Source organism: Dawidia soli (genome assembly GCF_018598185.1).
GTDB lineage: Bacteria > Bacteroidota > Bacteroidia > Cytophagales > Cyclobacteriaceae > Ohtaekwangia > Ohtaekwangia soli.
On the sequence record NZ_JAHESC010000005.1, the window covers coordinates 165,647 to 178,399 of the forward strand.

At 57.8% G+C, this 12,753-nt stretch carries 7 protein-coding genes; 6 read left to right on the forward strand and 1 reads right to left on the reverse strand.

Annotated features, from left to right (window positions below):
• Positions 1–51: 51 nt before the first annotated feature.
• Entirely contained in the window at positions 52–2,781 is a 2,730-nt protein-coding gene (locus KK078_RS05330) for an ATP-binding protein (RefSeq protein ID WP_254089215.1), read from the reverse strand.
• Positions 2,782–3,212: 431 nt separating this feature from the next.
• Here KK078_RS05330 and KK078_RS05335 point away from each other — a divergent pair, with 431 nt between their 5' ends.
• The 6 genes from KK078_RS05335 (at position 3,213) to KK078_RS05360 (ending at position 12,747) form a co-directional block, all read left to right on the forward strand.
• The gene (locus KK078_RS05335; protein WP_254089216.1) at positions 3,213–6,212 is read left to right on the forward strand and encodes a SusC/RagA family TonB-linked outer membrane protein; all 3,000 of its coding nucleotides are present in this window, start codon (positions 3,213–3,215) and stop codon (positions 6,210–6,212) included.
• 20 nt (positions 6,213–6,232) lie between these two features.
• A complete protein-coding gene (locus KK078_RS05340) occupies positions 6,233–7,846 on the forward strand; it encodes a RagB/SusD family nutrient uptake outer membrane protein (RefSeq protein WP_254089217.1) in 1,614 nt (537 codons plus the stop codon).
• 199 nt (positions 7,847–8,045) lie between these two features.
• Positions 8,046–8,978, forward strand: coding sequence for a dihydrodipicolinate synthase family protein (locus KK078_RS05345; RefSeq protein ID WP_254089272.1), 933 nt, complete (start codon positions 8,046–8,048; stop codon positions 8,976–8,978).
• A complete protein-coding gene (locus KK078_RS05350) occupies positions 8,978–10,450 on the forward strand; it encodes an aldehyde dehydrogenase (NADP(+)) (RefSeq protein ID WP_254089218.1) in 1,473 nt (490 codons plus the stop codon). The genes KK078_RS05345 and KK078_RS05350 overlap by 1 nt, the downstream gene beginning before the upstream one ends.
• 28 nt (positions 10,451–10,478) lie before the next feature.
• Positions 10,479–11,483 (forward strand): 4-hydroxyproline epimerase, encoded by a 1,005-nt coding sequence (locus tag KK078_RS05355; protein ID WP_254089219.1) that lies wholly within the window; start codon positions 10,479–10,481, stop codon positions 11,481–11,483.
• Between the two features lie 16 nt (positions 11,484–11,499).
• Positions 11,500–12,747: an NAD(P)/FAD-dependent oxidoreductase gene (locus KK078_RS05360; RefSeq protein WP_254089220.1), complete on the forward strand. Its 1,248-nt coding sequence runs from the start codon at positions 11,500–11,502 to the stop codon at positions 12,745–12,747.
• The last annotated feature ends 6 nt before the right edge of the window (positions 12,748–12,753 follow it).

Consider the following 12,753-nt stretch of genomic DNA (forward strand, 5'->3'; position numbering starts at 1 on the left):
GGCAGGTCTTAGCCCGCTCGCCAGCAGGCCTGTCTGGGGCGACGATCGCCGCTACTCCACGGCATGCCGCAGCAGTTCGCCCTTGATCGTATTTGTGATCTCCATAAACTGATCCAGTGTCTCATCCAGCGCCCCATTTTTGTGCTGCAACGCCCTCCGGAGGTTTTCGATGCATTCGTCCAGTTCCTGGCTCTTCAGGATTTTCAGCGCGGTCTTCACCTTGTGGACCATCACGGCGAACTCTTCGACAGAGTCGAGACCCTCGCCTGCGTGCGACAGGGAGGCTTGCAGCTCCGTTAAATTGCCCGCGATCAGTTTCGACAGATTCGCTTTATACGATGCATCGCCCAGGGTAAAGGCGTCGAAGTTTTCCAGCCATTGCCGTGCGCCGGTGTCGGGTGGAAGGTATTGTGCTATGGCGTGCTTCAGCTCTTGCGGGTCGAACGGTTTGGATACATGTCCGTGCATGCCGGCCTCTTCGATCCGGGAGCGTGTCTCCGCCATGGCGTCGGCGGTAAGCGCGATGATGGGGAGCGTGTGAAAGTACTCGTCGGGTAGTTGGCGAATGGCCCGGGAGGCCGAATAGCCGTCGAGTACGGGCATTTGCAGGTCCATCAGGACGAGCTGATGCGATTTGTCGCGTACCCGTTGGAGGGCCTCCTGGCCGTTGTTGGCAATGGATACCTGGAGCCCCCACTTCTCCAGGAATGTACGGGCGATATATTGGTTGGTGTCGTTGTCTTCTACGAGTAAGACTTTGCCTTTGAGGCGGGTGTCGAGCGCGTCGGGGCGGGCTTCGGTTTGCAGGCTCGTGCCGTGGGTGCTGTCGAGGGTAAGCGGTAGCGTGACGGTAAAGGTAGCGCCGCGTTGGTACTCGCTGGCGACGGCGATCTCGCCCTGCATGAGTAACACCAGGTTACGCGTTATGGCCAGCCCCAGCCCCGTGCCACCGAACTTGCGTGTCGTGTCGGTGCTGGCCTGGGAAAAGCTTTCGAAGATGAGGTCGAGCTTGTCCGGTTCGATGCCGATGCCCGTGTCGTGTACCGTGAACGTTACCTGGCTCAGGTCTGCCGACTTTTTCTCCGACGTTACGGTAATGTATACCTGACCTTGCTTTGTAAACTTGAGGGCGTTGCTTACCAGGTTGGTCAATACCTGGTTGAGCCGCACGGGGTCGCCTACGACGAACGTCGGCACGGTGTTGTCTATCGTCAGCGTGAAGGCGATATTCTTTTCGCGGGCGCGGGGTTCGTTCAGGGCCTGGAGTTGCGCAAGCATCTCGCGCAGGTTGAAGGCAATGGACTCCAGGCTCATCTTGCCCGCCTCGATCTTGCTGAAATCGAGGATGTCGTTGATGATCGCGAGCAGGTGGCTGCCCGAGAACTTCAGCAGCTTCAGGTTGGTGAGCTGGTCGGCACGCGGATCGTTGTCGAGCAGGATGTTGGTGAGGTTGATCACCGCATTCATGGGCGTACGGATCTCGTGGCTCATGGACGACAGGAATTGAGACTTGATCTTCGTCGCCTCTTCCGCCCTTGCCTTGGCCTCTTGTAAGGCGATCTCGATCGCTTTGCGTTCGGTGATGTCGCGGTTGAGGGTTTGTATCCTGACCACCTCGCCGTGTTCGTTGAAAATGGGGTTGGAGTATGCTTCGATCCAAACGTATCCGCCGTTCTTTTTGCGAAGCCGGAAGTGGGGGCTCTGCATTTCATTGCCTTGTTCGGCAATGGTGTCGGGCGGCGTGAGCTTGACAATGTCCTCGGGGTGGATCAGGTCGATGCCCGGGGTGCCGATCAACTCGGTCGGCGTGTACCCCAGGCTCCGTTCCACGGCCGGCGACAGGTATTCGAACCGGTTTTCCCTGTCGAAGACCGCGATGATGTCAAGCGAGTTCTCGGCTAGCATGCGGTGGTGGGACTCGCTTTTCTCAAGCGCGTTCTTCAGCGACGTGATATAGTCCAGGCTGGTGCGCACTTCTTCTTCCGACGCGCGCAGTTCTTCGTTCAGTGAAACCAGGTTATCGTTTGTGCGCTGCAGCTCCTGGTTGGTAGCCGTGATGCTGGCCGTTTGGGAAGCCACCCGGCTTTCGAGTTGTTTGTTGTTGTCTTCCAGCGATGCCAGCAGCGACATGTTGCGGCGCCGGGCGCGGAGGATGACGCCATAAGCGATGACCATGACGGTGCTGATCAGGAGCAATGCGAGGTAAATGATCCGCTGCGCCCAGGAAGTGGCGAAGTCCAAATGCCCCTGGCGAGTGGCCAGGAGCCGCTGTTCTTCCTGCATCAGGGTTCGCAGGTGGTCGTCAACGGTCGAGTCCATTTTACTGCCTTCCCGGACGCGCTGGAGGTATACCGCCCCCGCAACGGATGTGCGGTCGAACATCCGGATCGTGTTCTCCATGTGGCGCAGGCGTGCCTCTATCGCCGGGATCAGCCGGCTGTCCAGGGTTCGGCTTTGCCTGTCATTATCCGAAATCAATAAACGTGTTTTGTTTAAAGTGTTAAAAAGACCTTTCAGGGACTCCTTGTTCAGGTTCAGAAAAGCGCTGTCTCCTGTTAATAGAAAAGCGCGTTGGTTGGTTTCGGCCTGGTGAAAGTTTACTTCGATACGCTGGGCATAATAGATCACCTGATTTGTATGCGATACCCATTCCTGCGCATCCCGCTTTTTGTCGTAGATCCGGTAAATCGTGATGCCGGTGAGAATACAAAGGCATACCGCAATGGCCAGCATCAGCAGGATAGCCTTTCCTTTAGCGTATTGCGATGATACAGAGGCCATGGGGTGGCATTAGTCTTTTTGCGAGGATTTGCGAGGAGTGTAAAGGGCCTCGCCGTTGCGGAACGCCGGTTGCGACGAGGCATGATCTTCCGGCCGCCGAAAAGGAGGGCATCAGGGAAGGGTTTCCAGCAATTTAGCACGAGAAAGGCCCTTTTTGCAAATGTTACACCCGGCGATTTTACGCCTATGTTCATGTATTTTTTTGCTTCCCGTTGCCCAGGACCTGGGAACCTATATCCGGACAGGCACGGCGGTATAGTATATATATTGAGCAACCTCCCGTGGTATGAGGTATATATTCCCATGCATGCCGGTATACACCGGGCATTTAGAATAAATCGTATTACGTCAGGATAATTTCTGGAAAAACGTGCGTGCGCGATTTCTCTACTTTCAATGTATCGTAACAGACCTAATTAAACCAAGATTACATGAGAAAGTATTTTACCAAACGCTTGATGGCGGTGTTGGCGCTTTGTGCGTCGGTGTTGCTGTATCAGCAGGCCGTGGCGCAGGTGGCGGTTTCCGGAAAAGTCGTTTCGGAAGACAACGAGCCGCTGCCGGGGGTGAGCGTGATGTTGAAGGGAACATCGCAAGGGACGACGACGGATGCCGGCGGACAGTTTACCTTGTCCGTGCCGGGGCCCGAGTCGGTATTGATCCTGAGTTTTGTCGGCTATCTCAGTGAAGAAGTCGTCGTGGGCACGCAGACCTCCGTCGAGGTGCGGCTCATGCCCGACCTGCAATCGCTGCAGGAGGTTGTCGTGATCGGGTACGGCACGCAAAAGAAGGAGAATGTTACCACTGCTATTGCCAGTGTAAAAGAAAAGGATTTTACCACGGGGGCTATGCGCGATGCTTCCGAGCTGATCAAAGGCAAGGTGGCGGGTCTCGTGATCGACAATGGCTCCGGCGATCCGGGCGCGGGGCCCAATATCTCGTTGCGCGGGATCGCGACGATCAGCGGGTCGACCACGCCGCTGATCCTGATCAACGGCATCCCGGGTGATTTTAATACGGTGGCGCCGGCCGATATCGTGTCGATCGAAGTATTAAAAGATGCTTCCGCGGCGGCCATCTATGGTACACGGGGCGCCAATGGCGTAATCCTGATCACTACCCGTGGTGGCGAACGCGACCACGCCCCCTCGGTAGCCTACAACCACTACTCGGCGGTTTCCAATATTTACCGCAAACCCGAGTTCCTCGATGCGGGCGAATACCTCGAGCACGCCAAGACCTTCGACTTCGTCAGCAACTATGTGGAGGAGGCCGAAGCCAACGGCGGTGTGGGCGCCACCGACTGGCTGGACCTGATCACCCGCACCGCCTATACGCAGAACCACAACCTGTCGGTACAGGGCGGCGGTGCGTCGTCCACCTATTCGCTGGCCGTAAACTATATTTCGCAGGAAGGCATCTTTCTCAAGTCGGACAACGACGAGTTTCGTGTGTCGCTGGACCTGAACCAGTACCTGCTGGAAGACAAGGTCAAGATCAACGTCAACTTGCTGCGCGGGGTGCAGAAGCGCGGGGCGCTGGGCGACGGCAGCTCGTTCAACCCGCTCATTTACCGCAATGCCCTGATCAGGAATCCGCTGTTGAACGTGAAGGACGACGAAGGCAACTGGATCGATCCGGTCAAGTTCCAATATTACAACCCGCTGACCATGATCGAAGAGACGAACGGTGAGCTCAACAATTCGTGGACACGTCTGACGTCCAACCTCACCGTGGAACCGCTGGCGGGCTGGAAGACCAACCTCATGGTGGCCCAGGAAATGAAGGACGGCTTTGCCGGCTATGCCGAAACCAAAAAGCACTATTCCACCACGCGCAACGGCCGCAACGGCTTTGCCTCGCGCAGCGACACTCACAGCAAAACCAACTACCTGGAGCTGACCTCGCAGTATCAGCGGCTGATGGGCGACCACCATGTCACCGTATTGGGCGGCTACAGCTATCAGTACAACCTGAACGAAGGGGGTTGGGCCAACAACTACGACTTCCCGACCGACAAATATTCGTATAACAACCTGGGCGCCGGCAATGCCATGCGCGACGGGCTGGCGCGGATGTCGAGCTACAAGGACGACAACACGCTGATCGGCTTCTTCGGCCGGGCGGCGTATACATTCCGCGACAAGTTCAACGTGCTGGCCAGTGTGCGGCGCGAAGGCTCGTCAAAGTTCGGCACGAACTATAAATGGGGTACATTCCCGTCGGCATCGGCCAGCTGGCTGATCAACCGCGAGCCGTTCCTGGCGAATGTGTCGGGTCTTACCCTGCTCAAGCTACGGGCGGGCTACGGCGTGACCGGTGTAATCCCCGCGGATTCGTATCGGTCCAAGACGGCGCTGGACTACTCGGGCAGCTTCTTCTATAACAACGGCAAGTGGGTACCGCCGCTGCAGAACAGCTGGAACCCCAATCCCAACCTGCGTTGGGAGAAATCGCAGGAAGTGAACATCGGCGTGGACTTCGAGCTGTTCAACCGTCGCCTGACCGGTAGCATAGACGGCTATTTCAAGAAAACCAAAGACCTGTTGTTCGAGTACCGTGTGCCCACGCCGCCCAACCTGGCCGACCGCACGCTGGCCAACGTGGGCGAGATGGACAACAAAGGTGTCGAGGTCCTGCTGCGCGGCACGCCAGTGCGTACGAGCAATTTCGAGTGGAGCTCGACGGTGACGATGTCACACAACCGCAACGAGCTGCTGAGCCTGTCCAACGACCTGTATAAGATCGAAGGTGACTATATCAACACCGGCGACGCCGGCGACCCCATTTCCATGAGCACGCACCGCGTGGAGGTAGGACAACCTCTTGGTAACTTCTGGGGCCTGAAGTCGGTGGACATCAGCGAAGACGGCCTGTGGGTGATCGAGCTGCCCAACGGCGAGCGCCGCGTGATGGACGACAACGTACTGTCGCAGGATCCCAACCGCCAGATCCTGGGCAACGGCATTCCCAAATACCGGGTGGGTTGGACCAACACTTTCCGCTACAAGAATTTTGACCTGAGCGTGGTGATGAACGGCGCCTTCGGTTTCCAGATCCTGAACTTCCAGCGCATGTTCTATGAAAATCCCAACATCAACTACAACGTGCTGGAGTCGGCCTTCGATAATGTATACGGCAAGCGGCTGCTGGGCTATACGCGCCAGGCATACGTGAGCTATTACATCGAAGACGGCGATTACCTGAAGGTAGACAACGCTACGCTGGGGTATAACGTCAATGTATCGAACCTCAAGTTTATCCGGGGCGTGCGGCTGTATGTCTCCGGCTCGAACCTGGCGACCATTACCGGGTATAAAGGGGTGGACCCGGAGATCCGGCGCGACGACCTGTTGTTCCAGGGCAACGACAACCGGGATAAGTTCCCGTCCATCCGGACCTATACCGTGGGGGTGAATGTAAACTTCTAACAGCGACAGACTAACAGACTATGAACATGCTAACCATAAAACGATTTTTAACAGGCGTGGCCTTTACGACGGCGATGTTTTCCTGTACTGATCTGAACGAGAACCTGTACGACATCATCACGGCGGAAGAGACCGAGCTGACGGCAGACGACCTGACCACGATCATCGCGCCGGCCTTTACCCGATTCCAGACGGTATACTGGGGATGGAACGGCCTCTTTGACGTATACGAAGAATCATCCGACCTGATCGTGACGCCGTTCCGCGTCGGCAACGGGTGGGGCGACCTGTACCTGGATCTGCACAAGCACGCGTGGGGTCCCTTTATCGAGCACGCCAACAACCTGTGGGTAAACGTTTACAACGGCATTACCTATACGAACAAGGCCATGCTCACCATCGAGGGCCTTGCCGACGTGGAAGGCAAAGACACAGCGCTCGCAGAGCTGCGGGCGTTGCGTGCGATCTACTATTACATTTTGTTCGACAACTTCCGTGGTGTGCCGCTGGTGACGCGGTTCGATTTACCGCAGGGCTACCTGCCGGAACACAACACGGGCAAGGAAGTGTACGACTTTGTTGAAAGCGAGCTGACGGAGGTCATGCCGCTGCTGAGTGAAGTGACCGACGGCACAACCTATGGCCGGGTAACGAAGTGGGCCGCCAAGATGACGCTGGCCAAATTGTATTTGAACTCGGAGGTATACTTCGGCACGCCCCGCTGGGACGATGCCCAAGCGCAGGTGCAGGATATTATTGAAAGCGGCGAGTTTGCCCTGCAGGCAAATTATGCAGACAACTTTAAGGTAGCGAACGATGCAGCGTCTAACCTGGAGCAGATCTTCTCGATTCCCTTCGACGATATCAATGCGCCGGGATCGTATTATCCGTACAAGACGCTGCATGCGTTGAGCCAGTCTACGTACAATATGCGGGAGTCGCCGTGGGGCGGAAGCTGTGGGATTCCGCAGTTTATCGATACCTATGACGCAGACGACAGCCGGTTGGCCGAATGCTGGCTGGGCGGTCCGCAGTTTACGAGTGGTGGCGCGCCGATCATGGCGGGGGAAGATGTGCAGTTCGAGTATATCAACTACATGACGAGTGCGGATGCGGCCGAGTTTAATGAAGGCTTCCGGTTTATCAAGTACCAGATCGCGGGGTTGGATGGTAAGGGCAACGATGTGCCGTTCTACCGGTATGCGGATGCGCTGATGATCAAGGCGGAGTGTTTGCTGCGCACGGGCGCCGCCGATGAGGCCGCGGCGATCGTGACGGAGGTAAGGAAGCGGAACTTCCGCAGTGAACCGGAGAAGGCAGAAGTGACGGGGGCGGAGCTACTCGAAGGAAGCCGGTATCACTACGGGCCGTATGAAGCCGGGGTGATCAAAAAAGAGGAAGGCGGCGATGATATACTCTACGGTCGCTTCCTTGACGAGCTGGCGTGGGAGTTTGTGGGTGAGCACCATCGTAAACAGGACCTGATCCGCTTCCAGACGAATAAAGGTAAGTCGGTGTATATCTCGAAGTCGTGGTTGACGCACGCGCCGAGCGAGAAGTTCCGGGAGGTATACCCCATACCGCAGCCCCAGCGGGAGACGAACTCGAATCTGGGACAGAACGACGGATATTGATCAAAATAGTAAAAAAGGCGCCGCAGGGCGCCTTTTTACTACCGTTCATCCCAGTGGGATCGATACCGAATATTCTTTCGATTGGGGAAAGTGGAGGTAATTGGGAATAAATCGTATTAGTAGTAGGTAATGGCGTACAATCCAGGGGGGTGTTCGTGCCCTATTTTTGTCAACAGGTATTTTAACCATATTCATCATGATCACATGGAAAGGCGTGTTTCCTGCGGTAACGACCAAGTTTACGGCAGATGACAAACTGGATTTCAAGGCGTTCGAGAAGAACGTAGAGGCACAATTAAAGGCCGGTGTACACGGCATCATCATAGGCGGAACGCTGGGAGAGTCCAGTGTGCTGTCGCCGGCAGAAAAGCAGGAGCTGCTGAAGTTTACGGTGCAGACGGTGGCAGGCCGCGTGCCGGTGGTGCTTAATATTGCCGAAGGCGCTACGCGCGATGCCGTGCAGATCGCCGAAAGCGCGCAGAAGAACGGCCTGAACGGCCTGATGCTGCTGCCGCCGATGCGGTATAAATCCGACCACCGCGAGACGGTCACCTACTTCAAGACCATCGCGAAGGCCACCGATCTGCAGATCATGATCTACAACAACCCCGTCGACTACAAAGTAGAGGTGACGCCGGATATGTTTGAAGAGCTGACCGAAAGCAAAAACATCGACGCGGTAAAAGAGTCGACGCGCGACGTGGTGAATGTCACGCGCATGGTGAATCGCTTTGGCGATCGCTTCAGCATCATGAGCGGTGTGGATACGCTGGCGATGGAAAGCCTGGTGGTCGGGGCCAACGGCTGGGTGGCCGGTTTGGTGTGTGCGTTTCCGGAGGAAACGGTGGCCATCTATAACCTGGTCAGGGAAGGCCGCATCCAGGAAGCCGTGGAGATCAACCGCTGGTTTATGCCGCTGCTGGAGCTGGACACATTTGCCAAACTGGTGCAGTATATCAAATTGGCGGAAGCCGAAGTGGGCCTGGGTACCGAGACGGTGCGCGCGCCGCGGCTGGTGCTGGCAGGCGAGGAGCGTACACAGGTATTGCACGTTATCCGCGAAGCGTTGAAGAAACGGCCGGTGCTGCCGCGCAGCAATGGGCAATCCGTGAGACCTACCGCGACAGTATAATGGAACAGCAACAGATCGATACTATTTTACAACAGGCCGCCGCGGCATTTGATCGTTACCGCTGGGTAACCGGCGCGGGCAAAGCGGCCTTCCTGTTTAAAATTGCCGATGATATCGCCGCGATCACAGACGAGCTGGTAGCCCTCGCGCAAGCGGAGACGAACTTGCCGGAGGCACGCCTGCGGGGTGAGATCGGACGCACAACGAATCAGCTACGCGAGTTTTCCGCGCTGGTCGACCAGGGCACCTGGGTGCAGGCCACCATTGATACGGCCTTGCCGGAGCGCAAGCCTTTGCCGAAGCCCGACCTGCGCAAGATGCAGGTACCCATCGGGCCGGTGGTGGTGTTTGGTGCCAGCAACTTCCCCTTCGCTTTCTCTACGGCGGGAGGTGACACGGCGTCGGCGTTGGCCGCGGGTTGCTCGGTCATTGTGAAGAGCCATCCCGCCCATCCGCGCACGTCGGCACGTGTAGCGGCGGTGATCGGCGCGGCGGTGAATGCCACCGGCATGCCGCAGCATGTGTTTCAACACATCGAGGACTCCAGCATCGAAGTGGGGCAGCAACTTGTCCGGCATCCGCTGACGCAGGCTGTGGCCTTTACGGGCTCGCAGCAAGGCGGCATGGCGTTGTATCACCTGGCGGCACAGCGGCCGAACCCGATACCCGTGTTTGCCGAGATGGGCAGCGTCAACCCGGTCATTGTGCTGCCCGAGATCATGAAGACGCATGCTGCGTTGCCCGCTACCCTGGCGGCCTCCATCGTACAGGGCGTGGGCCAGTTCTGTACCAACCCCGGCTTGCTGTTTGCCCTGCGTGGCGACGGGCTGGGTAATTTCCTCACGGCGTTGGGCAATGCTATTCACGGCAGCGCACCGGCGAAGATGTTACACCCCGGCATTGCCAGGAACTATAGTATAAAAAAGGCGCATGCCACGGCGCAAGCCGGTGTATCGGTCGTGGCCACGGCGATGGATACCGACGACGATACGCAGGGCGTGCCTGCGGTGGCGCGGGTACATGCACGTGATTTTATCCGCAATCCTGCGCTGCACGAAGAGGTCTTTGGCCCGTTCTCCCTCGTGGTCACCTGCGACAACGCCGACGAGCTGGGCGACGCGCTGGCCGCCTTGCCGGGGCAGCTTACGACTTCGCTGTTCGGCACGGCAGACGAGCTGAAACACTATACGAACCTGGTGCTGGCGTTGCAAAAGCAGTGCGGACGTATGATCTTTAACGGCGTGCCCACGGGGGTGGAAGTATGCAAGGCGATGCAGCATGGCGGACCGTTTCCGGCGACGACCGATGCGCGGTTCACGTCTGTCGGTACGGATGCACTATACCGGTTTGTGCGGCCGTTCTGTTACCAGGATGCGCCGGAGGCGTTGTTGCCTGCCGAGCTGCGGAACGCGAACCCCTTGCAGATCCTTCGCTGTGTGAACAACCGGTGGACCACGGACGACGTGGCATGAACCTGATCTTTATTTTGTAGACCTGAGCATGAAGAAGACATTTTTTTGTATCGACGCCCATACCTGTGGCAACCCGGTGCGGCTGGTAGCCGGCGGGGGACCTGTCCTGGAAGGAAAAAACATGAGCGAGAAGCGGCAACACTTCCTGCGTGAATATGACTGGATCCGCCAGGGGCTGATGTTCGAGCCGCGCGGGCACGACATGATGAGCGGCAGTATACTCTATCCGCCCTGCGACCCGCAGAACGATGTGGCGGTGTTGTTCATTGAGACCAGCGGCTGTCTGCCGATGTGTGGCCACGGTACCATCGGCACGGTGACCATCGCGATTGAAGAGGGCCTGGTGACGCCCCGGCAACCGGGCGTACTGAATGTAGAAGTACCCGCGGGCCTGATCCGCATTGAATATACCCAGCGCGAAAGCGATAACAAGGTAACGTCGGTCAGGATCCGGAATATCAAATCGTTCCTGGCCGCCGAGAACCTGACTGCCGAGTGCCCGGACCTGGGCGAGTTGACGCTCGATGTATCGTACGGCGGGAACTTCTACGCCATCGTCGACGTGCAGCAGAACTTTCCGGGGCTGGAGCATTTCCGCGCCGAGCAACTGATCGGCTGGAGCCGCGCGCTGCGCAAGAACATCAACGCCAAGTATACCTTTGTACATCCCGAGAATCCCACGATCAACGGCTGCAGCCACATTCTGTGGGCGGGGCAGGTGATCGACCCGGCTTCTACGGCGCGCAACGCGGTGTTTTATGGTGACAAGGCCATCGACCGCTCACCCTGCGGTACCGGTACCTCGGCGCGCCTGGCGCAGTGGTACGCCAAGGGCAAGCTCAAACCGGGTGAGCCTTTTATACACGAAAGCATTATCGGCTCGAAGTTCATCGGCCGGGTGGAGGAAGCGACCACGTTGGGTGACAAGCCTGCCATTGTGCCCAGCATCGAAGGATGGGCCGTGGTGACGGGGTATAACACCATCATCATGGACGACAACGATCCCTATAAACACGGCTTCCAGGTAATCTAACGGCGCGACGCACGGCATGAAAGATATAGCAGTCATTGGCGGGGGTGTCATCGGACTCAGCACCGCCTATTATTTACAACAGGCGGGGCACCGCGTTACGATTTTTGAAAAAGGCCGGCTGGACGACACGTGTTCCATCGGCAATGCCGGTATGGTGGTGCCCAGTCACATCGTGCCGCTGGCCGCACCGGGCATGATCGCCAAGGGCATCCGGTGGATGTTCAATGCCCGAAGTCCGTTCTATGTGCGTCCGCGGCTGAGCGGCGACCTGATCAAGTGGGGCCTGAAGTTTTACCACCATGCCAACGCCGACCACGTGCGCCGGTCCGCGCCGTTGCTGAAGGAGATCAGCCTCCTGAGCAAAGATCTGTTCCGGCAATGGAAACAAACCGGGGCGTTCGACTTCGGCTACGACGAGCGCGGTCTGCTCATGTTATATCAAACCGCGGAAACCGAAAAGGAGGAGATCGAAGCGGCTCACCTGGCCAACCGCCACGGCGTGCAGGCCGAGATCCTGCGCCCGGCCGACGTGCAAAAGCTGGAGCCCGATGTGCGGGTCACGGCACGCGGGGGTGTATATTTTCCGGGCGATGCGCAGCTCATACCTCAGCAGCTGATCGCCGGTCTCGCCTGGCACGCGCGGCAAAACGGTGTAACGATCCATACCGACCAGGGTGTGGAAGCGATCCGCACCGAGCAGGATCGGATCGCCCATATCGTAACGGGGGGAACAGCGCGAACGTTTGACGAGTATATCATTGCCGCCGGCGCCTGGTCCGGCGAAGTATGCGGGCAACTCAACCTGGGGCTGCCCATGCAGTCGGGCAAGGGGTATAGTTTTACATTACCGGATGTTCCGAAGAATATTAAAATCCCCACGTTGCTGCTGGAAGGCCGCGTGGCGGTAACACCGATGGGCAACGCCCTGCGCTTTGGCGGCACGATGGAGATTGCGGGCACCGATCGTTCGGTGAACATGAACCGCGTCAAGGGCATCGTGGAGGCCATTCCGAAGTATTACCCCGAAATGAACGTGGGTGTGCCCGATGTCAGATCGGTGTGGAGCGGACTCCGTCCGTGCTCGCCCGACGGCCTGCCCTATATCGGCCGCACGAAGCGGTATAAGAACCTGGTGCTGGCCACGGGGCACTCCATGATGGGCGTAAGCCTGGCGCCCGCTACGGGCAAGCTGGTGGCGGAGATCGTAAACGGCCAACCGACCAGCATGGACATCACCGCATTTGATCCCGAACGATTCGACTAACCTTTT

Bases quoted from the DNA above. Each gene is read 5' to 3' on its own strand.
- KK078_RS05330 (WP_254089215.1), bottom strand. From the start codon at position 2,781: ATGGCCTCTGTATCATCGCAATACGCTAAAGGAAAGGCTATCCTGCTG.
- KK078_RS05335 (WP_254089216.1), top strand. From the start codon at position 3,213: ATGAGAAAGTATTTTACCAAACGCTTGATGGCGGTGTTGGCGCTTTGT.
- KK078_RS05340 (WP_254089217.1), top strand. From the start codon at position 6,233: ATGAACATGCTAACCATAAAACGATTTTTAACAGGCGTGGCCTTTACG.
- KK078_RS05350 (WP_254089218.1), top strand. From the start codon at position 8,978: ATGGAACAGCAACAGATCGATACTATTTTACAACAGGCCGCCGCGGCA.
- KK078_RS05355 (WP_254089219.1), top strand. From the start codon at position 10,479: ATGAAGAAGACATTTTTTTGTATCGACGCCCATACCTGTGGCAACCCG.
- KK078_RS05360 (WP_254089220.1), top strand. From the start codon at position 11,500: ATGAAAGATATAGCAGTCATTGGCGGGGGTGTCATCGGACTCAGCACC.